This window comes from Haloplanus litoreus (assembly GCF_045690335.1).
Taxonomy (GTDB): domain Archaea; phylum Halobacteriota; class Halobacteria; order Halobacteriales; family Haloferacaceae; genus Haloplanus; species Haloplanus litoreus.
Map to the genome: position 1 here is coordinate 1526668 of NZ_CP147874.1, position 25570 is coordinate 1552237.

Below are 25570 nucleotides of genomic sequence, written 5' to 3' on the forward strand. Positions count from 1 at the left end.
TTCGCGACTCGCGACGCTCGATCACTCCCCCGCCGGCGATCCGACGACGCCGGCCCGGCCGCCGACGGCGACGAACAGGGCGACGGCGACGACGCCGGCGGCGACGCCGGCGACGCCGAGTGGGAGTTCGTAGCCCACCCGTGCGGCCGGCAGGGTAAACAGCGGCGGGCCGATGGCCTGTGCCCCGAGGACGACGCTCGTGCGCAGGCTCATGACGCCCCCGCGGAACTCGGGACCGGCGAGCGCCGACAGCGCCGACGCCACGGACGGGAGGACGAGGCCGTGACCGACGCCGAACACGCAGAGCGCGAGGAGGATCCCGAGCGCCGACGAGGACGCCCACACGCCCACGAGGCCGACGGCGTAGGCGACGAAGCCCGCCGTGACCATGCCGAGATTCGACAGGTATCGCGCGAAACGGCCGTTGAACACCGCCACGACCGCCGCGAGCGACATCGCGCCCGTGACCAGCGCCCCGACCCGTCCGGACGCGAGCCCGTACGTCCCCGCCAGCAGGAACGGAACGGCGGTGAGGACGCCGCCGAAGAAGAGCACGAAGCTGAGGAGTGTCGCGCCGTACACCGTCAGCGCCTCCCTCGTCGGGAGGGACGCCACCGCGGCACGCAGGTAGCCGACGCCGGTCCCCGTCGCTCGCTCTTTTCCGTTCGCCGACGCCGGCGGCGGGTCGAGGAAGCCGTAGACGAGGGCGGCGACGACGACGCTCACGCCGTAGAGGTAGAAGGGGGCGTCCCAGGCGCGGGCGGCCAGCATCCCCCCGAGGACGGGACCGACCGCGGCGCTGACGGAGACGCTGGCGCTGACGACGCCCATCACGGCGTTGCGTTGCGTGCCGTCGTAGTAGTCGCCCACGAGCGCCATCGCCAGCGAGGCGAGGATGCTCCCGCCGACGCTCCCCTGAACGGCCCGGAGGGCGAGGACGGTCCAGAACTCGGTGACCACCGTCACGGCCACGCCGGCGACGCCGAAGATCAGGAGACAGGGGACGACGACCCGCCGGCGCCCGAAGCGGTCGGCGTACATCCCGACGACGGGCGCGAGGAACGCCCCCGGCGCCGCGAAGGCGGTGATGACGAGGCCACTCCGGGCGCTCGACACGTCGAACGCCTCGGCGACGGCCGGGAGCGCCGGCCCGACGATGTTCACGTCGAGGGGAGCCACCGCCGCCGTCGCCAGGAGGAGATACAGCCGTCCCGACCGCCACGGGACGCCGCCGCTGCCGCCGTCGTCGTCTCCCATCGCTCGGGGCGACGGCGGGCACGCTAATCAACGGTTCGGGAGGTGGCTACTCGCTCTCCTCCGTCGCTCCCGCCTCGAAGCGCTCGTAGCGGGATTCGAACTGGCTCTCGCAGGACGAACAGCAGAACTGGTGGAGGTCGCCGCCGATCCGGGCGGTCGTCCCCTCGCTCGTCACCGTGTTCCCGCATTCGGCACAGGAGAGCGCAAAGCCCGTGCCGCCGACCGTCGGCGTCCACTCCCCGTCGGTCAGCAGCGTCACCGCGTAGTCGTCGACGACGCCGTCCGCGAGGGTCGCGTCGAGCCACTGGGGGACGTTCCCGTCGGGGATACGGGCGTAACAGAGCACGTCGCGTTCGGCGGTCGTAAACAGGTGTTCGACGGCCTCGGCCTCCCGTAACGTCGCCCGCATCTCGTCGACGACTCCGGTCGCCGTCTCGATCCGGATCAGCACCGGCACCCCCTCGCGGAGTTTCGAGCGGTCGATGTCGACCGTGAACCGGCGCACGACCCCCGTCTCCTGGAGACGCTCCACTCGGTCCGCTACGGCGGGCGGCGAGAGGTCGACCGCCTCCGCGATCTCCGCCCACGGCTTCCGGGCGTCGCCCATCAACAGCTGCAGAATTTCGAGATCGGTCTCGTCCAGGTCGCGCATGTCCGAACGAACGCGCGGCACGGGGTTGTACTTTCGGTCCTCGACCGGGGGCACACTGTCGGCTGTAACTGTGTCACGATAGTCGCCACCCGTGGTGGCCAGTGTCTTCATCGACGTCCAGCCGACAGCCTCAGGAGCCGTCCGACTCCGCGTCCTCTTCCTCCGACGGCAGGAGGTCGTCCGGGCTCCGCCGGCCGCGCGTCTTGTCCAGGTGTTTTCGCATCCGTTCGCGGTCGTCCTCCGTGATTCGCCACCGCGGGTCCCCCACGGCGTCCTCGTCGTCCGCCGCCGACCGACGAACGCCACTGCCACCGCTACCGTCGCCGTCGCCGTCGCCGCCGTCCTTACCGCCCTCGCCGTCAGACTCGGTGGTGCCGGGCGCCGCCGGGAGCAGTCCGTGGGCGACCGCTCCCGCCCGGGCCGCCACGAACAGCGCCACGGCGGCGAGAATCAGTAGACTTGCCGCCGCGATAGTGTGTATCTCCATCCGTTCGAACCCGCCTCCCGCTACTCCTGTCAACGTAATCAAACGTGTGGACGTGAAATCCGGATCGGAGTGGTTAACCCAGTTTAACTCCGCTTAATCGGGGTTTCGTCGGGCGATTCGTCCGAGACGGCCTCGAAGGCCGACGACGCCCTGTCACTCCCCTTCCCGAAGTCGCTCGCGGTGGAGCGAGAGGATCAGATCCGCGAGCACCCCGAACATCAGCAACTGCACGCCGACGAGGATGGCGAAGGCGGCGACGACGGCGAGGACCTCGTGAGAGATCTGTCGGGTGACCCATTCGATGCCGACGTACGCGGCGATCAGGAACCCCGTCACCGTCGACACCGTGCCGATGCTCCCGAAGTAGAAGAGCGGGTTGTTGGTCTTCGCCCGGCGGTACAGTTCGAGGATGATGATCCCGCCGTCGCGGACGGGGTGGAGATTGGTGTTCGACCCGGCCGGTCGCGGGAGGTAGGTGATGGGGACCACCGTCGTCGGGATGCCGCGTTTGGCACACTCGACGGCCATCTCCGTCTCGATGCCGAAGCCCTCGGCCGTGAGGTGCATCCGCTCGAAGGACTCGCGGGTGAAGGCCCGGTAGCCCGAGAGGATGTCGCCGAAGGACTCGCCGTGGATGGCCCCGAAGGCGGCGTTGATGAGGCGGTTGCCGATCCGGTTGAGCGTCGTCATCGCGCCCGAACGCATGTCGGCAAAGCGGTTCCCGATGACGTGTTCGGCCTCGCCGGTTCGGAGGGGGTCGAGCATCGCTTCGGCGTCGTCGGCGTCGTACGTGCCGTCGCCGTCGAGCATGAGGACGTACTCGCTGTCGACGTGTTCGGCGACGGCCTCGCGGACCGCCTGGCCCTTCCCCGACCCGGACTGGGTGACGACGCGGGCGCCGGCGTCGCGGGCAGTCTCGCGGGTGCCGTCGGTGGAGCCGCCGTCGACGACGAGGACGTCGTCGTAGCCGGCGGCACGGAAGTCCGCGACCACGTCGCCGATGGTCTCGGCCTCGTCGAGGGTGGGGACGAGGATACAGGGGTCGGACATATCCGTTTCTCTCCGGGATGAGTCAAAAGTCGTTCCCATCGTACCCGTCGCGGAGTTCTTCGCACTGTCCCAGTCGATGAGTCGTCGCATCGCCTCGTCCCAGTCTCCGAGTTTGCCGAGAGACGTGACCGCAACGTTTTCGATCACCATCGGCGCGCCGGTCGCCCAGCAGTTTGAGTGGACTACTGCTGATATCGGGGGTTGGGTGTGCAAATGAAATCGAAGCAAAATCCGATAATTCGGAAGGTTGATGAGACATCCATCAAAATGCTGTTCCAATGCTATCTGGTCGAAAAGCGTTCTTGACTGATGATGGATTCCCCATTAGTCAGGGACGTGCCCCCCATATTCTCGAACGAGATTCAGCAGTTCTCCGGCCGTTCGATAGTACCGAATCCGATCGTGAATACGTTCCGGACCGGTGTGGCGACGACTGGATCCAACACTCCTCGGAGCGAAATGTAGACAGTCCCTCCCACGCGATCCCTGTGTCTTTTTTCGAGAGTGAACCGCTCAATAAGGGGCGATAGTGATGGATAAGGAACGTACGATCTGTGTCGTCGGGATGGGCTATGTCGGGCTACCGCTCGCAGTAGAGTTTGATCGTGAAGGGTTCGACGTGATTGGCTACGATATTGATCCGGAGGTGATTTCTCAGCTCGAGTCAAATATCGATCCGACAAACGAGCTGGGGAACCGAGCAATCACCGATAGTTCGGTCAAATATACTACAGATTCGAACAGCATCAAACACGCAGACTACGTGCTTATAGCTGTTCCAACGCCTGTTGACGATCTGAAAAATCCGAATCTCAGGTACGTAGAAAGTGCAGCCGAGACAATCGGGCAAAACCTGAAACCAGGCGCCATTATCGTTCTCGAATCGACGGTGTATCCGGGAGCGACCCGAGAGATCTTGGCACCGACGATTGAAGCGGAGTCCGGGTTGAATGCTGGAGAGGACTTCTACGTGGGCTATTCCCCAGAACGGATGGTTCCAGGCGATGACGAGCATGGGATTCGTGATGTCGTCAAAATCGTTAGCGGCCAAACCGACACCGTTCGGGCGGAGTTAGCAGAACTGTACGGGACGATCGTGGATGCTGGGATTCACGAGGCACCGGAAATCGAAGTTGCTGAGGCCGCGAAGGCGATCGAAAATATTCAGCGAGACGTCAACATAGCGTTGATGAACGAGCTGGCGATCGCCTGCCAGAATATCGGGTTGGATACGCATGACGTACTTGATGCAGCCCGCACGAAATGGAACTTCCACAATTATCAGCCGGGATTGGTTGGCGGCCATTGTATCCCCGTCGATCCGTTTTTCATAATTTATGAAACTGAACGGAACGGTTATACGCCTAAACTGATCGAGCAGAGTCGGGACATCAACGAGTACATGCCGACCTACATCGCCGATTTGACTCTGCGTGGACTGAATGACTGTGGGAAAGTGCTACGCGACAGTACGGTTCTCGTACTTGGACTCTCGTACAAGCCTGGTGTCGCAGATATTCGCACGTCTGTGGTTGGGGATACGATAAAGCGGCTGCAAGAGTACGGCGTGACAGTACTCGGAGCGGACCCCTATGCCGACGAAGCTGCGGCCAGTGACGAATTCGGTATCGAAATTCAGTCACAGCCCTCTTTCCACGGTGTTGACGCTGTCTTACTCGCGACCCCGCATCAACTATACAGGGAGATAGACTACGCACAGAGGTGCGAAGAGATGACGGCCCCACCGTTGATCGTGGACGTAGATGGAGTGTTAGATCGGGCAACAATCGAATCGACTGAAATCGAATACCGCCGAGTGTGACGAATATGGATGTCCTTGGCGTCGTTCCGGTTCGAAGTGGCTCGAAACGGGTGCCAAACAAGAACGTTCGTGAGTTGGGTGGGAAACCGCTCCTCGCCCATACCATCGAACAGGCGGCATCGTCGTCGGTTCTCGATCGGTGTCTGATCTCGACCGACGACGAGGAGATCGCGACGGTCGCACGTGAGCATGGTGGTGACGCTCCGTTCCTCCGTCCCGATCGTCTCGCAACGGACACTGCTTCAAGTGCCGACGCGGTTGCTCACGCGTTGGAGTGGGTCCACGAACGGGGCCACGAACCAACTATCGTCGTTCTTCTTCAAGTAACGACGCCGTTCCGGACGAGCGCGGATATCGACGAGGCAGTCGAGAAACTACGGCGGTCACCGGAAGCCAAGTCGATCGTCGCAGTCACGGAGTACCGCGTCCCTCCGCAGTGGGCATTCGAGATCGACGACGAGGGACGTCTTCGGTCGCACTTTTCGGCGTACGATATGTGGGATGACGGACCAGGTCGAAGCCAAGAGACGGCTACCTTGTACCATCCTAACGGAGCAGTCTTCGCTGCACGTGTCGACTCGTTCTTGGCAGACCCGGAGTTCTACAAACAGCCGACTATCTCCTACGAGATGCCCGCCGAACGGTCGTTGGATATCGACGAGCCGTACGATCTGGAACTCGCTCGGGCACTGTACGAATACAGAAACAAGAACTAACTGCCGCTGGGCAATTCCTTTGGTACCATCGATCCTACACCGGCACATGCAAATTAACGGGCACACTGTCGGAGCCGACGGACCGTTCGTCATCGCGGAGGTAGGAATCAACCACAACGGCGAGATGGCCATGGCAAGATCGTTGATCGATGCTGCTGTCGACGCCGGTGCAGACGCAGTAAAGTTCCAGTCATTCGTCGTCGAAGAGCTTGTCACGGCCTCCGCGCCGAAAGCGGAGTATCAGGAGGGCTCGACGGGCGAGAGTCAACGGGAGATGCTCGAACCGTACGAACTGACTCCTGAACAGCACCGCGAACTCCAGTCGTACTGTTCGAAACGCGACATTACATTTCTCTCAACGCCGTTCGACAGCAGGAGTCTAACGTTGCTCGACGATCTCGATGTCCCGGCGATCAAGATTGGATCGGGCGAATTGACGAACATCCCGTTTCTGCGGGAGATCGCCGAAACGGGACGGTCAATGATAGTCTCAACGGGTATGAGTACGATGGACGAAGTCGAGACGGCCGTCGAAGCGATCCGGGACGCCAATCCGCACGTACCACTAGCACTGCTCCACTGCGTCTCGCTGTACCCGACCGACATCGAGCTAGCGAACCTACGTGCGATGCAGACGATGGACGACCGATTCGACGTTCCGATTGGTTTCTCCGATCACACTACACAAATCGAGACGATGGGCTTGGCTGTCGCGATGGGTGCGACTGTAGTGGAGAAGCATCTCACGCTCGATCGCTCGCTTCCGGGCCCTGATCACGAAGCCTCGCTGGAGCCCGACGAACTGGATCGGGCAGTCGACATCGTTCGCAACGCCGAACGCGCGAAAGGGTCCCCGGAGAAACGGCCCGTCGGCGACGAGATGGACACGGCTGCCATCGCGAGGAAGTCCCTGCACGCGACGACCGATATCGAGAGTGGGACGACGCTCACCGCCGACCACGTCCAGATCACTCGTCCAGTTGACGGCCTTCAGCCGAACCGATACGACGACGTTCTTGGGCGCCGTCTCGCCGAGTCGCTCGCGCTTGGCGATCCGATAACAGAGGAGGTCCTTTTGGATTGACAGCCGACATACCACCAGAGCGAAATACGTGGGTTGCGAAGGAATCCACCGTGACAGAAACCGTATTGGCTATCGGGGCCCACCCCGACGACGAAGTGCTCGGCCCCGGTGGGACACTCGCCAAACACGCCGACGCCGGAGACGACGTTCACGCGCTGATAGTCACCGAAGGAACAACCACGCAGTACGACGACGACTCGTTTGTCGAACAGAAGCAGGTGGCCGCCAGAGCGTGCGCCAACAGGCTCGGCCTCGAAGACGTCCGGTTCGGCGACCTAACCGACATGAAACTCGACGTGACGGCCCACGTCGAGGTCAACGCGGTGATCGAGGAGACCGTCGAGGCTGTTGAACCCGACATAATCTACACCCACTCGCCACACGAGGTCAACAACGACCACGTTGCGGTCTACGAGTCGACGCTCGTCGCTGCTCGTCCGGGGTCGGGAGTCGGCCGTATCTACGCCTACGAGACTCCGTCTTCGACCGAGTGGGTTGGCGGTGACAGACGACAGTTTTCGCCCGATCGATATGTCGATATTTCCGAGTACGTCGATACGAAGGTCGATGCATTTCATGAATACGACATGGAGGTCCGCGAGTTTCCACATCCCCGCTCGGAACAGGCCATCCGGGCACGGGCTACGAGCCGTGGTGTCGAGGCTGGATTCGAGGCTGGCGAAGCGTTCTCCCTCGTGATTGCCCGGGAAGAGGAGATATGAGCGATCGTAGCATCTGCGTCGTGACGGGCACTCGAGCCGAGTACGGACTCCTCCAATCGCCGATGGAGCATATTAAGGCGACCGAAGACCTGCAGTTGCAGGTCGTTGCGACGGGTATGCACCTCTCGCCACGATACGGGAATACGTACGAAGAAATCGAGGCGGACGGCTTCGACATAGACCGGAAGATCGACATGTTGATCGATGCCGATTCGGGGTTCTCGATGGCGAAGTCGACGGGGATCGGAATGATGGGGCTCGCCGAGGCCTTCCGTGATCTTGCGCCAGATATCGTTCTAATTCTCGGCGACCGTGACGAACCGCTTGCGGCGGGTATCGCGGCTGCCCACATGAACATCCCTGTCGCCCACATCCACGGTGGCGACGTGATGGTCGGCGCAATCATCGACGACAGCATCAGGTACGCGCTGACGAAGTTTGCACACATCCACTTCCCGGCTTCGGACGCCAGCGCGGAGCGTATTTCTCGACTCGGAGAAGAAGAGTGGCGCATCCATGTCGCTGGCGCGCCAGGCGTGGACGCGATCATAGCGAACGAGTATGAACCGCCGGACGAGGTACGTGAGGTACTCGGGATCGATCCCGATCAGAAGATCGTGCTCTGCGTTCAGCATCCGGTGACAACACAGCCGGATCAGGCAGGTAGGCAGATGCAGATCACCTTGGATGCGATTGAACCACTCGATGCACAGACGGTCCTCATCTATCCAAATTCCGACGCTGGCGGGAAGGAAATGATCGAGACGATCGAAAACCACCCTTCGCGGGACGAGATCCTCGTGTTCAAGAACCTCTCTCGGAGTCGGTATCTTGGACTCATGGACGCCGCTGACGTCATGGTTGGCAACTCCAGCAGCGGAATAATCGAGGCCCCATCGTTCGATCTACCGGCTGTCGACATCGGTCTTCGGGAGCAACGCCGCCAACGTGCGCCGAGTACCAAATCCGTCGATCATGACCGCGAAGAGATCCGCCGGGCGGTCGAGGCGGAGCTGTACGACGAGGAGCGCAAACAAGAGGCGAAGTCGTGTGAGAACCCCTACGACTACGGGGGGGCAGGCGAACAGATTGCGGAGTTCCTAGCGGATGTAACTATCGACGACCGTCTGCTGCGGAAGAATATTACTTACTGAGGGTGATTTCAGGATGAAGGTTATCTACTGTGCCGGTGAACTCGGTCGAGTTGTACTCGATATCCTCCAGCGCCGGAGAACCGACGAGGATGTCGTCTTCGCCGATGACGACCCAGAACTCAAGGGCACGTCCATTGACGGACGTGATGTCATCGGAGGAGTTTCGGAGCTTGATCGCCTCGACAAAGCGGAAGCTGGCGTGATCGTCGCTTTCGCTGACCGCCAGACGGTTCGGTTGGAACTCACGGACGCTGTGCGAGAGATGGGTTTTGACCTCTTTTCAGCGGTTGATGCGGATTCGTCGGTTGCGACGACCGCGACCATCGGGGATGGGGTGATACTCAACGCGCAAGCGTACGTCGGTCCGGGTGCTACTATTTCTGAGGCAGTTGTTATCGACAGCGCAGCGAGTGTCTCCCACGACGTTACGTTAGAGGAGGGCGTAACTGTCGGTCCAAACACGACGATCGCCGGGGGAGTGACGGTCGGTCGCGATGCGTTCGTCGGAGCAGGTGCGACCGTGCGCGACGACGTAACTATCGGTACTGGCGCTGTCGTCGGAGCAGGTGCGGTAGTTACCTCGTCTGTCCCGCCGGAAACGACAGTGGTAGGGGTTCCTGCCAGTCCGATCGACGAGTGAGGTGACCCTCTGACATCCTCCCACGGCTAAAGCCGTGGGGGTCCCGGTCACAGACCGGACGGTCCACGGCGGAAGGTTCCCCACTCGTCGGCGGTGGGGTTTTGGGCCGTACCAGTACGGCCCCCGACCGGGATAGCGGGCTTCATCTACCCCCGCGAAGGGTGCATATCCTTACCCCGGACTCGGCAGCACAACCTACGAACATCTCGATATTCAACGTTTCGCCGGCTGTCGGCTTCATCCCACGACTAACGTCGTGGGCTTTCGCCTCGCTACCCTGTAATCCGAGCCGGTCTAGTCCCTCTGCCCCACACTAGTCCGAAACTGGTCACCTGTCTGGAAGTCGTAAGCCTCCAGAAACTCTCCCCCCGTTACTGGCTCGTCAGTCTCGACCTGCAGTTCAGTGATCTCGATCGTACTTTCCCAGACACCAACACCGATCGCATCTCCGGTGTTATACGAAATCTCACCAGGTCGAACGAAAGCAGTGTCCCCGTCCGGTGGATTCGCAGCCCATATCGTCACTTTTTGTCCGCCGATATACGAAAATGCACCGGGGTACGGGCGCGTTTGTCCCCGTATCCAGTTGTACAGATCTCGTGGTGACCGCCGCCAGTCGATAAGTCCGTGCTCCGGTTTCCGCCGCGGCCACCACGTCGCATTCTCGTCTTCCTGGGGTGTCCGTGGTATAACCCCCTGTTCGAACTTTGGGTAGTACTCCTGTATCAGCGCCCGGCCCGCGTTGATCATCTTCTGATACATCGATCCGGCATCATCGCCGATACCAATCGGGAGTGGTTTTTGACCGACGAGGTCGCCGGCGTCAGCTTCCTCAACAAGATGGAAAAATGAGAGTGCCGTCTCGTCTAACCCCTTGATCAGCGACCACGCGAGCGGTGCTCGCCCTCGTCCCCTGGGGAGAGGGGCTGGATGCATTCCAAGAGCGGTAACTGACGGAGTATTCAACACCGTTTCGGACACCAGCTCTGACCACCCGATCACGAACAGCAGATCGGGATCGCACTCACGTATTGTTGCGACCGTTGTATCATCGTTCGCTGACTCCGTCTCAGTGATCGGAACGCCGTGAGATCGACAGAGCGGTCCGAAAGCGACCTGATCGGAAATATTGGGAGTCGTAGGTTTCGTGAATACGTGGCGAACGTCCGCACCCAGATCGAGGAGTTCTTCTAAACAAGCAAACCCTAATTCGTTCTGTGAAATAAAGACGGTTCGCATGGTCAAGCGTTCTCGCAACTAACCTTATAGCTTGGCTGCCGCAGTAGCTCTACTCGATCTGTTTGAACGTCATCTCAAGACCATCTCGCAACGGTGTCGTAGCCTCCCAATCGAGATGCTCGCGGGCCCGACTCACATCTGGAATCCGGCGATCGGGCTCCTCGTGATCGTCCCCCGGATCGACGAACTCCGGTTCGCGCTCGTCCATCCCGGCTACGTCCAGCACGAGGTTGGCCAACTCGCGGATCTCGATCTCGTCGGTACTCCCGAGATTGTACGTCTCGGTCCCGTCGTGGTCGCGTTCGGACGCCCGCACGATGCCCTGGACGAAATCGTCGATGTAGGTGAAACACCGCCTCTGTGTCCCGTCACCGTATACAGTAGGGACCTCGCCGCGACTGACTAGATCGAGGAACTTCGGGATAACGAAGTTCGGGCGCTGTCCCGGGCCGTATAAGTTGAACGGGCGGACGATCGTACCGGAGACACCGGGGGCAGTACGGCCGATGTTCTCGATCATATGTTCACAGACCGCCTTCGTGGCACTGTAACTCCAGCGGCTCTCCGACGGCGGTCCGATAACCCGGTCGTCGTCTTCGGCCCATGGGACGTCCGGATTTCGACCGAATATTTCACTCGTACTGGTGTAGACAAATCGGGTATCCGATCCACGGACGCGCTCGAGTAGGTTTTTCGTCCCGTTGATATTGACATCGATGACGTACAACAGATCGTCGGGATTCTCGTACCGGTGTACCCCGACGATAGCCGCGAGATGGAAGATCCGGTCGTAACTTCTCGGGGAGGGAAACACCATCGTGTCGACGAACTCTTCGTGGAGGATACTTCCAGAGATGTACGTTACGTTCGGGTCGTCCGCGAAAGACGCGGGCGCGTTCGGTTTGATATCGAGTGCAGTGATATCGTGTCCATCCTGGGTTAGTCGATCGATAAGGTGCTGGCCGATGAATCCAGCAGCACCAGTTACCAGTATTTTTTCACTCATGACGAAGTGCCTTGTAAATCCGTCCGACATTATTAATAAGATTCGGAGGCACGGCGCGACGGCGGTATAAATAAATGGTCACCGTCAAACCATCAGTCATGACCGACTCAATTCCACTGTTCGAGATTCCGTGGGCGGTCCAAGACATCCAGAACGTGATCGAGTCGATCGGCCGCGGTGGCTGGTGGGCTAACGGTCCGTTCATCCAAGAGTTCGAGGAGATGGTTGCGTCGTACCTCGGTGTCGAACATGCAATCGCAGTCAACTCCGGAACGAGCGCGCTCATGGCAGCGCTGGTTGGTGCGGACATCGGTGACGGCGACGAAGTCATCGTCCCGTCGTTCACCCAGCAGGCGACAGTCAACTCCGTGAAGCTGGTCGGAGGGAAGCCGGTGTTCGCCGATATCGATCGTGACACCTACGGTCTCGATCCGACAGCTGTCGAAGACAGGATTACACCGAATACGGCAGCAATACTGCCGGTTCACGTCTACGGGAGCGTCTGTCAGATCGAAGCGATCTGTGAGATCGCGGCCGATCACGACGTTACGGTGATCGAGGACGCGGCGGAGGCACAAGGCGCTGAACGCGATGGATCGATGGCTGGAACGGTCGGTGATGTCGGGGCACTGAGCTTCTGTCAGAACAAGATCGTACCAGCCGGTGAAGGTGGGATGGTCGTGACCGACGACGACGATATCGCTCGCAGTGCGTCACTCTATCGTTCCCACGGTCGCGCCACCGAGGACTATTTCGAGTCGTCTGACAGTGGTCGTCACGTCACCGTCGGTGGGAACTTTCGGATGCCGGATATGATCGCCGCACTGGGCTGCTCTCAGATGGAACGGATCGACTCGCTGATCGAGGGTCGCCGGGACGCTGCCCTAGCAATGAACGAGGCCTTTGAAGCAACTGACGGTGTCTCACCACACACGATGGATAATGGACGCCACGTCTATCAGTTCTATACAGTGACGCTTGACCGCGATATCGATCGAGATGCCCTTATCGAGCACCTCGCAGAGCGCGATATCTCGTCGAAAGTGTACTGGAACCCACCCGTCCACCAGTCGGAGTACTACAGCCGTGGTGATCGTGCTCTTCCGGTTACAGAAGAACTCTCTCAGCGCGTCCTCTCGCTGCCGATGCATCCCGAACTTTCGCCACAAGAGATAGAACGTATCGTTGCCGGTGTTCGCTCGGGCTGCGAGCAACTCCGGTAGTTTGTAACTGCTCGTGATCAGTTTCGCATATGTCTCCACAGTGTTCTCATTTTCTTGATCATCGGACGAGATGCAACGAGGTGTGGTAGGGTGTTTGAATTCCACATGCGACGAGTTTATGTCCGCTTCGACCCCGGCAACGCGCCACAAAAGTCAGCCACGATACGGGTACAGGGTCCGACATCGGCTGTTCGATGCGGTCCCCGTCTGACAGCACACATCAGTAGTTACGACACGCCCCTTCAGAAACGAGGTCTTGATTGTATGGCCCTCCAACAGACGGCGCGTATGCGGGGAGAGCTGTAGTGACCGACGACTCGAACGACGTCGCCCAAGTGTTCCGTGACCTCCTGAAAGGCGGGAGCGTCGTCTTCGTCGGGCGGATCGCCGAACTGGGCATCTCCTTTCTCGGTCTCGCCGTCATCGCCCGCCTGATCGGTCCGACCGACTTCGGCGCCGTCGCCATCGGGTCGACCCTGCTTTCGATGCTCTCGACCCTCTCGATCCTCGGTCTCGATACGGGCGTTGGACGCTTTCTGCCTCGGTACGAGTCACCCGCCGACAGGCGGGGGGTCCTCGTCTCCGCGTTCCAGCTCGCGGTGCCGGTCACGGCTGCAACCGGACTCGCCGTCGTGCTCGGTGCCGACCTCCTCGCAACCCGGGCCTTCGGCGACCCATCGATCGCACCCATCCTGATCGTCTTCGGGCTCGCCCTCCCCTTCGCCGCCATCGTCGAACTCTGTGTTGGCGCGCTCCAGGGACAGAAACTCGCCGCCCCGAAGGTGGTCGTCGAACAGCTCTCGATCCCGTTCGTGCGCGTGAGCCTCGCGTTCGCCGTCCTCTACGTCGGCTGGGGCGTCCTCGGCATCTCCGTGGCCTACGGGACCGCGTACGTCGTCGCGGCGGCACTGGGACTCTACTACCTCTGGCGCCACAGCAGCCTGTTCGGCAGCGAGGCGTACACGCCGATCCACCGCGACCTACTGACGTTCTCGGCACCGCTCGTCGTGACCATCGTGATGAACAAGATCCTGGGCTATCTGGACACCTTCCTCCTCGCGGCGTACCTCCCGACCGCCGAGGTTGGCATCTACAAGGTCGCCTACCCGGTGGCGATGCTGCTGTTCGTCGGAATCGAGTCCGCGAACTTCCTGTTCATGCCGATCCTCTCTGGCCTGGAGTCGGAGGGACGCAATCGGGAGCTCAAGCGCGTGTACCAAGTCGTCACGAAGTGGATCTTCATGGGGACGCTTCCGCTCTTCCTAGTCATCGCGTTGTTCCCCGAGATGACGCTCAGGATCACCTTCGGCGAGCAGTACGTCGGTGGTGCCCGAACCCTGTCGATCCTCGCAGTTGGCTTTTTCACCACCGTCATCGTCGGGCCGAACAACAACGCCCTCACGTCGATCGGCAAGACGCGGATCATCATGGCGATCAATGCGCTGGCAGCCCTCCTGAATCTCGTGTTGAACCTCCTTCTGATTCCGCGGTACGGCATCGCGGGTGCGGCGGTCGCGACGGCACTCTCGTACGGGCTGATGAACCTGCTTTATACGGTCGTGCTCTACCGTGTCGTCGGCGTCCACCCGTTCACGACGGCGATGGTTCGGCCGGGCGTCGTCTCGCTCGGACTGGTCCTGACGCTCCAGTGGGTGACCAAGACGTTCTTCCCGGTTACCATTCCGGTCGTCGTGGGTATGTTCGTCGTGTTTATCGGACTCTACGGTGTGGTGATCCTCCGGTTCGGTGGTATCCAGGAAGAGGAGGTTCAGCTAGTTTTGGACGTCGAAAACAAGTTCGAGGTCGACCTCGGTCCGCTGAAAGACGCCGTCAAGCGGATCATGTGACCGTGCCGATGCGGAAGAACGAAGTACTCGAATGGCCCTGAAACGAACCGAGACCCGATGCCGGTAGATTTCAGCGGCTGGTGTGCGGAGAGCGCCGAGCGCCTCCGTGAGAAAGGGGCGATTCGTGGCACCGTCGGCAGCGCCTACTGGGCGTACGTCGGTGCGTGGCTATCTCTCTCGTCCCGTGTTCCGCTCGGAACGAACGTGTTCACGCGGGACTGGGACGCGTTGCTGATCCTCGACGCCTGCCGAGTGGACGCGCTTCGGATGGTCGCCGACGAGTACGACTTCATCGACACTGTCGACTCCATCGTCTCCGTCGGATCGACCTCCTTCGAGTGGATGTCGAAGACGTTCACTCGGCGACACGCCGAGACGATCGACGGGACGGCGTATGTCTCCGCCAATCCCTATCTTCGGCAGGTGTTCTACGAGAACGAGCACCCGCCGATGGGCGACAGTATCCCCTTCGGCCCGACGGATTACGACACCGTTGATCCGGAGAATTTCGCCTTTCTCGACGAGGTCCAACAGTACGGCATCGACGACACGATCGACACGGTTCCACCACGAACGATGACGGACCGCGCGATCGACGTCGGGCGGACGGTCGATCCGGATCGACTGGTCGTCCACTACCTCCAGCCTCACGAACCGTACTTCGACGCGAACCTAGAGAACGTCGAACGGACCCGTTACCGCCTGCAGAACGGCGAAGTGACCCGCAACGAGGCGTTCGAACGCTATCTGGAGACGCTCCGGGTCGTGCTCGACGACGTCGAGGTGTTGCTCCGAAATCTGGACGCCGAAACGGTCGTCATCACCGCGGATCACGGTGAACTCTTCGGTGAACTCGGCGCCTATGGCCACCCGATCGGGTTCCCACACCCCGCCGTCAAGCGGGTGCCGTGGGTCGAAACGTCGGCAACCGACACTGGATCGTACGAGCCGATGGTCGAACCGCCGGCCGAAGTCGAGGCCGACGACTACCTCGAGGATCACCTCGAGAACTTGGGCTATCTCTGAGCACACCGGTGGAATCCCGGCTGAGACGGGCGTGCCGATCGCGGATTCGAGGCACACGAGCCCCAATTCGACACAAGGCCGAGGCTCAGGTGCGCGGTGGCTGCCGCCGATCCGCTTGCCGGGAGTAGAACACCGGCTCACCTGCGAGACACCGGTCGACCAGGAAGTCGAACGGGTCGGCCCCGTCCGCGATGTCCGCGTGCTCGGCCGGCAATAGCTCGTCTTCCAGCGTCTCCTGATTCGTCCGGTAGAAGGGAAACTCGAGGTGCTTCTGCTCGAACAGGAAGTACGCGTATCGTCGTGCCCGAGCGTGCATCTCGTCGGTCATGTGGAGGTCATCCGCCCGTTCGATCGTCCGGCGGTAGTCCTCGACGGTCCCCGGGTCGATGGTGAAGTCGAAGCCCCGGTAGTGCGTGTTGCCGCCGACTACGACCGGTTTCCCCTCGAACGCCATCTCGAGGCCGACCGTCGAGTTGTAGACGAAGCCCACGTCGAGGTCGCGGATCAGCTGGTACGTGTCGACATCCGTATCCGGTGGCAGGATCTCGACGTTGTCCGGCAGGGGGTCGATCCGCCGTTTGATCCACTCCGCGACGCTCTCGTTGGTACCGCGTTTGGCCTCTGCGGGGTGGCACTTCACGAGAAGCGACAGGTCGTCACGGCCGCCGGCCCCCCGTACCGTCGTCTCGATCCAGTCGAACACGTCGCCGAAGAGGGCGTCGTCGGTTTCGAGCGAGGCGTCCCAGATGAGGTTGGTGAACATCCCAGCCATCGTCCGCCCGTCGTCGGATGCCACGCCCTGCTTCGTGGTACTCGAGTAGACGTGTCTCGTCGACTCACCCGAAGCGCGACCGGCCATCAGGGAATTGATTTTCTCGGCCTCACGATCCGTGAGCGGTACGTCGAGTTCCGCCTCGACGACGTCGGGGCGCTCGTACTGGGGAAACGACGAGCGATGCTCGACGTTCGAGATCAGCATCGTCTGGTCCCGGTAGCCGAGGCAGTGACTGTAGGCGGGCACGTCCCGTGTGGCCGCCACCGCGAGTGGAATCCCTCCGTAGACGTATTTGTCGTCGTTGCCGAGTGTCACCTCGATGTCGAACTCCTCGATGACAGTGGCCGTCGCGGCCGCCAGGTCGAGACCACTTTGCAGGAAACGTCGGTAAAACGGCTCGTCGCTGCCGGTGGGGTCGACGTGGAACTGGCGATGGAACTTCCGCAGAGTCGTAACGGCGAACTGCGAGACATCGACACCTTCGTACCGGACACTGGTCGGATCGTCGAAGTCGTCGACGGACGGGACCGAGCGACCCTCGATCACGGCGTCCAGCGGGTACGGTGTCAGTCCGAACGCGTCGAGCATCGCCTCGCCGTAGTGGCGACAGATGTCACAGACCGAGTCGTCGCTCCATCTCGGCTCCTTCCGCAGACAGAGATCAAGCCCAGCGTGACACCGGAGAACGATCGGCTCGTAGCCACGTGTTCGAAAGGCGTGAGCCAGGATGCAGTGGCGATAGGAGTTCACCGGCGAGTGCCCCTCGATCAGGGGGATGAGCACCCGCCCGTTCCGGGACTCGGGATCGAGCTGTGTCGACCGAATCTCGTCGTCGACGTCGAAGTCGTCCCATCCCGTCACTGCCGCGTACGCACCGACGAGTTCGTCACCCACGCCGAGCCGGTGGGCGGTGCGAAACAGCGTCCTGCGGAACCTATCGCCGGACATTGCGGAACGACCTCCGCTTTCGCTGACCGACGGATAGCCTTTTCGATACACCGGAAAACGGAGCCCGACACGAACGAGTAATCGCAGTACGTGCCGCTCGTGAGATCAGGTAGGCCGCTCGGCGATCAAATAGTAGTTGTCCTCCGAGTGGAGGTCGTTTCGAGGGCGTAGCCGTGGTTCGTCACCCGCTCGTGAATTTCTTCCGGGGATCCTCCTCGATCGAGACGCGTCGGTTCTCCACAGTCGGACTGGCGTGGACCGAGCAGTGAATGAGACGGCAATTCCCCGCCTCCAGCGTTCGCTCCGTGCCCCGGATCTCGAATTCGGAACCTCAGCGCCGATAAAGGGGACGTGCGGCATCGTCGCCGATACGTCGCGGCGAGCAACACACGTGGAATCCGACCACGAGGGTCAGTGGACGGAGTCAGCCGCCAAATGCCGGCGTCTGATCCTTCGTGAAGGTCGGGTCGATGTCGTCGAACCACGACTCGGAGAGCGGTTGATCCGTCGCGTACCCGTAGATGAAGATCATGTCGCGGTGCTCTCCCTCGTCGGGAACGCCCGCTCGGTGCAGTAGTTCGTTCGTCTTGGCGAATCCGACACTCCCGGCGGGACCGGTGAACGTGTCGACGTCGGCGTTCTCCTCGACGTACTTGCCGGGGACCCCGTGTTTGTGCCGCAGGAACCGCTGTTTCGAGATGCGCTTGGATTCGTCCCCCCGGAGGACGTGGAGCGGACCGTGGCGCTCGTCGGTGTCGTGGAGCGTGATGAAGATCTTGATCGCGTCGACCGGATGCTGATCGCAGTGCCAGTAGTTCGCGAAGGACTCCGATTCCTGGACGATATCGTCCGGGACGTGGTAGTTCCGCATGCACCTGATTTCGGCGGGTTTGAAGTGTGCCCCGAAGAACCGCTCGGTGATTCCGAGGATAGTGCTGTCGAGTAGGTCTTCGAGTTCGGCGATCCGGGACGTGGGATGCTGGATGACGCGTGAGGTGACGAGGTCGTCGTGTCGTCCCCGTACGACGGACGCGGTGTCGTCCTCGATCAGGTCGTTGAACTGCTCTCGAATCGGCGCGAGGGTCCTCTCGCCGAAGTGACTCTCGAGGTACAAGTACTTCTGCCGTTTCAACTCCGCGACTAGCTCGTCGTCGACATCCGGGTGTCGGACGGTCGACTGTGCCGCCGCGATTCGGCGGCAGAGTTCGCCCTGCACCGTGTTACTGATCCCCGTTCGTGCGCCAAACAGCCTGCCGCTGAGCTGACGACTCGGATCGGCCGTGCCGGGGATTTTCTTCAACTGGCGCCGAATCGTGTGCGCTCCCGCCCGGATAACGTCGTGTCGGTCTTCGTTTTTGACGTATCGATAGACCGTAGAGGGAGTGATTTGTGTTTTTCGGGTCGCCATACTGCAATTCAACTAGAGTGATTTATAAACTTAACGACGGATTAACCCTTCGTGTTCAGATAAGGATTGAAAGGTGAGGCGTAGCGTTTTCTGAGTGATTCATGCCCGAAAACGCTAGCCTCAACGGGTGTCTCGACCGAATCGAGTTAGGTTTTGTGGAACGAGAGGCAACACCTCGGCTGTTGATGAAGCTCAGTATTCAGCTCCATCTTGCCGGACTATCACTCTCGAATACTGTCTCTATTCTTGAGATATTTGGTGTTGAGCGGGCACGCTCCACTGTTCACAACTGGGTTCACAAGGCAGATCTACAGCCCGAAGAGGGTCGAAGCCCGGATCACGTTGCGGTTGATGAAACGGTGATCCGACTCAATGACGAGCGGTATTGGCTGTACGCTGCGGTTGATCCAGAGACGAACGAATTACTCCATACAAAGCTTGAGCCGACGAGAACTAACGTTATTGCTTACTCGTTCTTCCGTGAATTGCGCGAGAAACACAACGTTGACGACGCCGTGTTTCTCGTCGATGGCGCGACACCACTAAACGACGCGTGCCGTCGCCACGGCCTCGATTTCAGATATGAACGCCACGGAAATCGGAACAGCGTCGAACGTGTCTTTCGCGAAGTAAAACGTAGAACTACCAGTTTCTCGAACTGTTTTAGCAACGCCGAAGCAGAAACTGCAAACGAGTGGCTCAGATCGTTCGCCTTCGCATGGAATCAGCTAATCTGAACAGGACCGATTAACCGGGTGTCATGGCCCCTATCTGTCGATTTCCACGAGGCTGCGTCACCACGATTACGGCCGCCGGCCGGTCGTAGATGAGCAGAATTATACCGGTCGAACCACGAGCGACTGCGCATGGATGTGACCCATTCAGACATCTTCGTCACGGGCGGTGCAGGGTTTCTCGGGTCACACGTGACCGAGCGCCTCATCGACGAGGGCGCCACCGTGACCGTCTTCGACGACCTCTCGGTCGGCGAGCGCGATCTCGTCCCCGAGGACGCGGAACTGGTCGTCGGCGACATCCGGGACGACGAACTCCGCGAGGCGGTCGTAGACGTCGACCCGGACGCCATCGTCCACCTCGCCGCGATCCACTACATCCCCTACTGCAACGAACATCCCGAGGAGGCGTTCGAAGTGAACGTCATGGGGACGCGGAACGTCATGGCCGCGGCCAGAGAAGCGTCCCCCGAGGCGGTCGTCTTCGCCTCCTCGGCGGCGGTGTATCCGCCACGCGACGGCCCGAACGCCGAGGACTCCACCGTCGATCCGATGGACATCTACGGCCGAACGAAGCTCATCGGCGAGGACCTCACCCGTCTCTTCCACGCGGACACGGGCGTCCCCGCGGTGTCCGCGCGCCTGTTCAACATCTATGGCCCGAACGAGACGAATATGCATCTCGTGCCGGCCGTCCTCGAACAGGTCGCCGAAAACGAGGCGGCGATCGAACTCGGCAACCTCACGCCGTGTCGTGACTTCGTCCACGTCGACGACGTCGCGCAGGCGATCACGGCGTTCCTCCGGGAACACGAGTCGGGCTACGAGGCGTACAACGTCGGGACGGGCGCCGAACGATCGGTTCGTGAGGTCGCCGAGGGGATCATCGCCGCGTCGGGGAAGCAACTCGCCATCGAACAGGACGAGGAACGCGTTCGCGAGAGCGACCGACCACATCTGCAGGCGAGCGTCGAGAAGATCCGCGCCGAAATCGGGTGGGAGCCGACCGTCGATTTCGAGGGCGGCGTCCGCGACCTCCTCCCCGAGTACGGAATCGAGCACTGACGACCGTATGCGCGTCCTCTATCTGCCCTACTACGGCGACTCCAACGAGTACCAGAACCTCCTCACGAACGCCGTCGCGGAACGCGGCGTCACGCCCATCGAAGGGACGATGCATCTGCTCTTCCCGCTTACGCGTAACGTCCTCGCCGCGGACCGACCGGACGTGCTCCACCTCATCTGGACGCATCCGTTCTTCATCGTCGGCGACTACACCGGCTCGAACGTCCTCGACGCGGTCGCTTCCTACGGGCGAGCGCTGCTGTTCGTCCTCGATCTCCTGATCGTCCACCTCCTCGGCGTCGATGTCGTCTGGACGGTCCACAACAAACACAACCACGAGAAACATCACCTCCGTCTCGACCGGACGGTGAACCGCTTCGTCGGCCGGATCGCCGACGAACTGACCGTCGAGTGTGCGGCCGCCAAGTCGACCGTCGTCGACCTCTTCGGCGTCGACGAGTCGAAAATTAACGTGGTTTCCGAGGGGAGCTACGTTGGCACGTACCCCGACGACGCCGACCGCGAGTCGTCGCGTGCCCGCCTCGGACTCGACGAGGAGACGTTCGTCTTCGTCTACTTCGGGATGATCCGGCGGTACAAGGGGCTTCCCGACCTGCTCGACGCCTTCGAGGCACTCGACGAACCGGCGGTGCTGTACGTCGCCGGGAACCCGTACACCGAGACGATCGACCGCGAGATCCGCACGCGGATCGACGCGATGCCGAACGTCGAGGCTCGCCTGGAGTTCATCCCGAACGACGAGGTACAGTACTACATGCGTGCCGCCGACGTCGTCACGCTACCGTACCGCGACATCATGACGTCCGGATCGGTGTTGCTGGCGATGTCGTTCGGTCGCCCCGTCGTAACGCCAGCGATGGGGTGCATTCCGGCCGTGCTCCCGGACGACGACAGTGCCTTCCTCTACGACCAAGGCGACGAGGAGAGTCTCCGGACGGCGTTGCGAACCGCGCGCTCGACCCCCCGAGACGAGTTGGCGGCGATGGGGCGACGAAACTACGAGCGTGCGCTCGACCTCGACTGGGACGACATCGGCGACGACACGGTCGACATCTACCGTCGGGCGAGCACTTAGACGTAGCCGAGATCTTCGAGCCGAGACTGAACGGACTCCGACATCTCTCCTTCCGCCGACTCCTCGCTCGGCGTGTCGAGCGAGTCCCGAAGGGAAACCATCCGATCGTAGGGCACATCTACCACCGCGGTTCCGGTCTCGACGAACTCCGCCGGCGTCTCGTAGCCGTAGTACGATGGGGGGGTGGCGAACCCGGTTAGAGGCTGTCGGTACCGTCGGGCCCGCTGGCGTTGAGCCTCCGAGCGGACGGCGTCGAGACGTTTCTCCGCGATACCGTGTGACTCGGTCAGGTAGGAACGCCCTTCGACGTTACCGAGCAGGGAACGCCCCCGCGACTCGACGTCGACGTCGAACAGGTCCGCCACCGTCCGGTGGACGTCGAGAAGACTCACGACCGCCTCGCAGTCGGTCGCGTCGACGTCCGCACCCGAGATGATCAGCGGAACTCGGGTGAGTTCGGGGTAGACACCGTAGAAGTGTCCCCAGAGACCGTCTCGATCGAACAGTTCCCCGTGGTCGGCACACGTGATGACGTAGTCGAACTGGTCGTCGAGCACGGCGAATATCTCCTCGTAGCGATCCGCCAGATACCGGACGCTGTCGTGGTACGCCTGTCGGACGGTTTCGGGGTCGTCCGACGTCTCACCGAGGGCGATCTCGGCGGTCGTCGGGAGCCACTCCAAGTCGGTCGTCCGATACGCCTCGGGTGGTTCGTAGGGCTCGTGGGCCTCCATCAGGTTACAGAAGACGAATTCGTCGTCTTCGAACTCGGTATCACGGAGATACGCCAGACACTCCTCGGCGCCGTCGTCGCCGAGTCCGAACCACCCCTGCCGGGCCGAGAACCGTTTGGCCGCGTCCCGGAGTGATCGCCTCGTCCGCTTCTCGCCGACCAGACAGTGGGCGACGCCCGACAGGTACGACAGCGGCGGATCGAATCGCGAGTCGTCGACGTGGGCCTGCCAGTCGAAGACGTCGTCGTCGAGCGAGTCGAGCTGCCACGGCCGCTCGAACTCGTCGAACCCCCGATCGAAGCCGAAATGCTCCGTGATGTACGTGTTGGCACTGAAGGCCCGCGTCCGCACGCCGGCAGCCGAAAGCGATTCCGCCAGCGTCGGCTCCGGACAGTCGAGCGCGTCGGCGCCCGCGTAGACGCCGAGTTCGCTGGCGTACTTGCCACAGAACATGGCGGCGTGCACCGGTGGTGTCCGGTGACTGGGCGAGTAGGCGTGTTCGAACCGCTTCCCGGGAAGCCAGTCGAAGTGCGCGTCGAAGGCGTCGTATCGGAGCGTATCGAGGACGACGAGCGCGACACGAGGCATGGTCGAGGGTTCGCGCTTGGCTCGGATTAACGTGTCTGTTCGGCCGGGAGCGTCCGCTCGGCTGCAAGCTATTTAGGCGCTTACCTGAAACGTATCCGTATGCAAGCAGTCGTACTCGCCGCCGGCGAGGGCACTCGCCTCCGACCGCTCACCGAGGACAAACCCAAGGGGATGGTCGAAGTCGCGGGCAAGCCCATCCTGACGCACTGTTTCGACCAACTGGTCGACCTCGGCGCCGACGAACTGATCGTCGTCGTCGGCTACCGCAAACAGGACGTCATCAGCCACTACGGCGACGAGTACGAGGGCGTTCCCATCACGTACACGCACCAGCGCGAGCAGAAGGGGCTGGCCCACGCCCTGCTCACGGTCGAAGAACACGTCGACGACGACTTCATGCTCATGCTCGGGGACAACGTCTTCCGCGCGAACCTCGGCGACGTCGTCAACCGCCAGCGCGAGGACCGCGCCGACGCCGCCTTCCTCGTCGAGGAGGTGCCCTGGGAGGAGGCGAGTCGGTACGGCGTCTGTGTCACCAACGACTACGGCGAGATTACCGAGGTGGTCGAGAAGCCGGAGGACCCACCCTCGAATCTGGTGATGACCGGCTTCTACACGTTCACGCCGGCCATCTTCCACGCCTGCGAACTCGTCCAGCCCTCCAACCGCGGCGAGTACGAGATCAGCGAGGCCATCGACCTGCTCATCCGGTCGGGCCGGACCATCGACGCCATCGGCATCGAGGGCTGGCGGATCGACATCGGCTACCCCGAGGACCGCGAGGAGGCCGAGCGACGGATCGAAGCCGAGACGACTGATACCGTCGAGTAACCGCCTCGCGCGGCCGTGTGCGGGTGTCCAATACCACGGCCACGAAGTGCTTTCACACACAACACACAGTTTCGTATGGGCAGCAAGAACATCTCGATCCCGGAGGACGTCTACGAGAAACTCCGCGAGGAACGACGGGCTGACGAGAGTTTCGGCGAGGCGATCGACCGCCTGCTGGGTCGTCGACGGTTGGCCGAATTCTGGGGGGACTGGAGCGAGGACACGACGGCGCGTGCGCGGGAAGCCATCGAGGCGGGCCGCGAGCGAAACACCGACCGACTCGACCGGCTGTACGACTGATGGCCTGCCTCGACACATCGTTTCTAATCGACGTACTGGACGGCAACGAGGCCGCCCTCGATCTCCGGGTGCTGGCGTACTGACCTACTCCGCCACGGTCTCGACTTTCTCCAACAACCCCGGCGTCAGCAGCGCGTACAGATACCCTAACCCCACGGCGCCGGTGAACACGAGTATCGTCAGAATCTGCAACACCGCCGCCACGGACGGCCTGGTCACACAGCCTTTCAGCCGCCGCGGCACCCGATCCAGAAACAGGAAGCGGAGGTAGTCGGTCTCGTCGCCGCTCTCGTCGGGATACAGCAGGTCCATCACGCGCTTCGAATAGCCCTGCCAGAACGATCGGAAGACGAGCCAGGTGAAGTCGCCCCGGTAGTCGAACAGTTTGTGGTCCACCACCGCATCGTCGGTGTAGATCACGCCCTGCCCGGTCAACTCCCGAATCCGGATACAGACGGGCGCCTCGTGGGCCTGGATGTGTTTGTCGCCGCGACGGCCGGTGTGGGTGTCGTAGCCGCCGGCCTCCAAGAAGACGTCCCGACGAAAGGAGATGTTCGACCCGTAGCCGTTGCGGATCTCCTCGCCGTCCGCGGCGAAGCCGGGCTCGACGCAGCCGACGAGCCAGTAGAACTCCTCGGGGAAGAAGTCGGGTTTCTCGGTCTGCCAGTCGGGGCGCACGTCGCCGGCGACGGCGACGGCGTCGGTCCGCTCGTACACGTCGACGAGGTTCTCGATCCAGTCCTCGTGGGCGACGGCGTCGTCGTCGATCATCGCCACCACCTCGCCGGCGGCGAGTTCGGCGCCCTTCGTCCGGGAGTAGGAGATGCCGCGGTTCTCGTCGTTGCAGTGACAGACGACGTTCTCGATGTCGCAGAAGTCCTCCTGCACCCGGTCGAAGACGGCCTCGTTGCCGTCGACGACGAGGACGACCTCCAGCGGGTCGTACGTCTGTGCGAGCGCGCTCTCGACGGCTTCGGTGAACGCGTCGTACCGATCCATCGCGTACGTACAGACGACGACCGACACCTGCATCGACCGGACGTTCCGCCGAGGCGCGAATAAGCGTTTTCGTTGGCGCTCCCGTTCCTCGCTCGGGGCCGCTATTCGGCGCCCAAAGCCGTTCCGGCCGCCGATGGATAACAAGGTTTATGCCCATAATCCCAGTC

At 61.7% G+C, this 25570-nt stretch carries 24 protein-coding genes; 14 read left to right on the forward strand and 10 right to left on the reverse strand.

Annotated elements, in window-relative coordinates; translation table 11 throughout:
• Positions 1 to 21: 21 nt before the first annotated feature.
• The 4 genes from V8686_RS08215 to aglJ form a co-directional block, all read right to left on the reverse strand.
• Entirely contained in the window at positions 22 to 1257 is a 1236-nt protein-coding gene (locus V8686_RS08215) for an MFS transporter (protein ID WP_379703496.1), read from the reverse strand.
• A gap of 46 nt (positions 1258 to 1303) precedes the next feature.
• Positions 1304 to 1909: an AsnC family transcriptional regulator gene (locus tag V8686_RS08220; protein WP_379703497.1), complete on the reverse strand. Its 606-nt coding sequence runs from the start codon at positions 1907 to 1909 to the stop codon at positions 1304 to 1306.
• A gap of 130 nt (positions 1910 to 2039) precedes the next feature.
• On the reverse strand, positions 2040 to 2396 hold the full coding sequence (locus V8686_RS08225) for a hypothetical protein (RefSeq protein ID WP_379703498.1): 357 nt from the start codon (positions 2394 to 2396) through the stop codon (positions 2040 to 2042).
• Positions 2397 to 2549: 153 nt separating this feature from the next.
• A complete protein-coding gene (aglJ, locus tag V8686_RS08230) occupies positions 2550 to 3446 on the reverse strand; it encodes an S-layer glycoprotein N-glycosyltransferase AglJ (RefSeq protein WP_379703500.1) in 897 nt (298 codons plus the stop codon).
• 532 nt (positions 3447 to 3978) lie between these two features.
• Between aglJ and V8686_RS08235 the strand changes: the two genes are divergently transcribed.
• From V8686_RS08235 to V8686_RS08260, 6 genes are read left to right on the forward strand one after another with little or no spacing between them, the layout of a single operon-like run.
• Complete coding sequence (locus V8686_RS08235; protein WP_379703501.1) at positions 3979 to 5268, forward strand: nucleotide sugar dehydrogenase; 1290 nt, start codon at positions 3979 to 3981, stop codon at positions 5266 to 5268.
• A gap of 5 nt (positions 5269 to 5273) precedes the next feature.
• Entirely contained in the window at positions 5274 to 5984 is a 711-nt protein-coding gene (locus V8686_RS08240; RefSeq protein WP_379703502.1) for an acylneuraminate cytidylyltransferase family protein, read from the forward strand.
• Positions 5985 to 6030: 46 nt separating this feature from the next.
• Positions 6031 to 7068, forward strand: coding sequence for an N-acetylneuraminate synthase (neuB, locus tag V8686_RS08245; protein ID WP_379703504.1), 1038 nt, complete (start codon positions 6031 to 6033; stop codon positions 7066 to 7068).
• Positions 7069 to 7118: 50 nt separating this feature from the next.
• Positions 7119 to 7790, forward strand: a complete 672-nt coding sequence (locus V8686_RS08250; RefSeq protein ID WP_379703505.1) for a PIG-L deacetylase family protein — start codon at positions 7119 to 7121, stop codon at positions 7788 to 7790.
• Complete coding sequence (neuC, locus tag V8686_RS08255; RefSeq protein ID WP_379703506.1) at positions 7787 to 8944, forward strand: UDP-N-acetylglucosamine 2-epimerase; 1158 nt, start codon at positions 7787 to 7789, stop codon at positions 8942 to 8944. Before V8686_RS08250 ends, neuC begins: the two co-directional genes overlap by 4 nt.
• A gap of 13 nt (positions 8945 to 8957) precedes the next feature.
• Positions 8958 to 9584 (forward strand): NeuD/PglB/VioB family sugar acetyltransferase, encoded by a 627-nt coding sequence (locus tag V8686_RS08260; RefSeq protein ID WP_379703507.1) that lies wholly within the window; start codon positions 8958 to 8960, stop codon positions 9582 to 9584.
• Positions 9585 to 9878: 294 nt separating this feature from the next.
• Here the strand turns inward: V8686_RS08260 and V8686_RS08265 are convergent, their stop codons facing one another.
• Both V8686_RS08265 and V8686_RS08270 read right to left on the reverse strand, forming a co-directional pair.
• Entirely contained in the window at positions 9879 to 10823 is a 945-nt protein-coding gene (locus V8686_RS08265; RefSeq protein ID WP_379703508.1) for a methionyl-tRNA formyltransferase, read from the reverse strand.
• Between the two features lie 49 nt (positions 10824 to 10872).
• Positions 10873 to 11859 carry an NAD-dependent epimerase/dehydratase family protein gene (locus V8686_RS08270; RefSeq protein ID WP_379703509.1) on the reverse strand — a complete coding sequence of 329 codons (987 nt, stop codon included), beginning with the start codon at positions 11857 to 11859 and terminating at the stop codon, positions 10873 to 10875.
• Between the two features lie 68 nt (positions 11860 to 11927).
• On the opposite strand from V8686_RS08270, the gene V8686_RS08275 reads away from it, so the two are divergent.
• The 3 genes from V8686_RS08275 to V8686_RS08285 all read left to right on the forward strand — a co-directional run bounded on the left by V8686_RS08275 (position 11928) and on the right by V8686_RS08285 (position 15925).
• Positions 11928 to 13052, forward strand: a complete 1125-nt coding sequence (locus V8686_RS08275) for a DegT/DnrJ/EryC1/StrS family aminotransferase (protein ID WP_379703510.1) — start codon at positions 11928 to 11930, stop codon at positions 13050 to 13052.
• A gap of 305 nt (positions 13053 to 13357) precedes the next feature.
• Positions 13358 to 14899, forward strand: a complete 1542-nt coding sequence (locus V8686_RS08280) for a flippase (RefSeq protein WP_379703512.1) — start codon at positions 13358 to 13360, stop codon at positions 14897 to 14899.
• 57 nt (positions 14900 to 14956) lie between these two features.
• Entirely contained in the window at positions 14957 to 15925 is a 969-nt protein-coding gene (locus tag V8686_RS08285; protein ID WP_379703513.1) for a sulfatase-like hydrolase/transferase, read from the forward strand.
• Between the two features lie 85 nt (positions 15926 to 16010).
• Here the strand turns inward: V8686_RS08285 and V8686_RS08290 are convergent, their stop codons facing one another.
• A complete protein-coding gene (locus tag V8686_RS08290) occupies positions 16011 to 17648 on the reverse strand; it encodes a hypothetical protein (RefSeq protein ID WP_379703514.1) in 1638 nt (545 codons plus the stop codon).
• Positions 17649 to 18072: 424 nt separating this feature from the next.
• Positions 18073 to 19056 carry a hypothetical protein gene (locus V8686_RS08295; protein ID WP_379703515.1) on the reverse strand — a complete coding sequence of 328 codons (984 nt, stop codon included), beginning with the start codon at positions 19054 to 19056 and terminating at the stop codon, positions 18073 to 18075.
• A gap of 101 nt (positions 19057 to 19157) precedes the next feature.
• Here V8686_RS08295 and V8686_RS08300 point away from each other — a divergent pair, with 101 nt between their 5' ends.
• The 3 genes from V8686_RS08300 to V8686_RS08310 all read left to right on the forward strand — a co-directional run bounded on the left by V8686_RS08300 (position 19158) and on the right by V8686_RS08310 (position 21951).
• Entirely contained in the window at positions 19158 to 19793 is a 636-nt protein-coding gene (locus V8686_RS08300) for an IS6 family transposase (protein WP_340696259.1), read from the forward strand.
• A gap of 129 nt (positions 19794 to 19922) precedes the next feature.
• Positions 19923 to 20855, forward strand: a complete 933-nt coding sequence (locus V8686_RS08305; RefSeq protein WP_379703516.1) for an NAD-dependent epimerase/dehydratase family protein — start codon at positions 19923 to 19925, stop codon at positions 20853 to 20855.
• 7 nt (positions 20856 to 20862) lie between these two features.
• A complete protein-coding gene (locus V8686_RS08310) occupies positions 20863 to 21951 on the forward strand; it encodes a glycosyltransferase (RefSeq protein WP_379703517.1) in 1089 nt (362 codons plus the stop codon).
• Here V8686_RS08310 and V8686_RS08315 read toward each other — a convergent pair.
• The gene (locus V8686_RS08315; RefSeq protein WP_379703518.1) at positions 21948 to 23273 is read right to left on the reverse strand and encodes a sulfatase-like hydrolase/transferase; all 1326 of its coding nucleotides are present in this window, start codon (positions 23271 to 23273) and stop codon (positions 21948 to 21950) included. The genes V8686_RS08310 and V8686_RS08315 overlap by 4 nt on opposite strands.
• 99 nt (positions 23274 to 23372) lie before the next feature.
• On the opposite strand from V8686_RS08315, the gene aglF reads away from it, so the two are divergent.
• Positions 23373 to 24104 (forward strand): UTP--glucose-1-phosphate uridylyltransferase AglF, encoded by a 732-nt coding sequence (aglF, locus tag V8686_RS08320; RefSeq protein ID WP_379703519.1) that lies wholly within the window; start codon positions 23373 to 23375, stop codon positions 24102 to 24104.
• A gap of 75 nt (positions 24105 to 24179) precedes the next feature.
• The gene (locus V8686_RS08325; RefSeq protein ID WP_379703520.1) at positions 24180 to 24404 is read left to right on the forward strand and encodes an antitoxin VapB family protein; all 225 of its coding nucleotides are present in this window, start codon (positions 24180 to 24182) and stop codon (positions 24402 to 24404) included.
• 84 nt (positions 24405 to 24488) lie between these two features.
• Here the strand turns inward: V8686_RS08325 and aglG are convergent, their stop codons facing one another.
• Positions 24489 to 25436 carry a glucosyl-dolichyl phosphate glucuronosyltransferase gene (gene aglG, locus V8686_RS08330; RefSeq protein WP_379703521.1) on the reverse strand — a complete coding sequence of 316 codons (948 nt, stop codon included), beginning with the start codon at positions 25434 to 25436 and terminating at the stop codon, positions 24489 to 24491.
• Positions 25437 to 25570 lie beyond the last annotated feature (134 nt).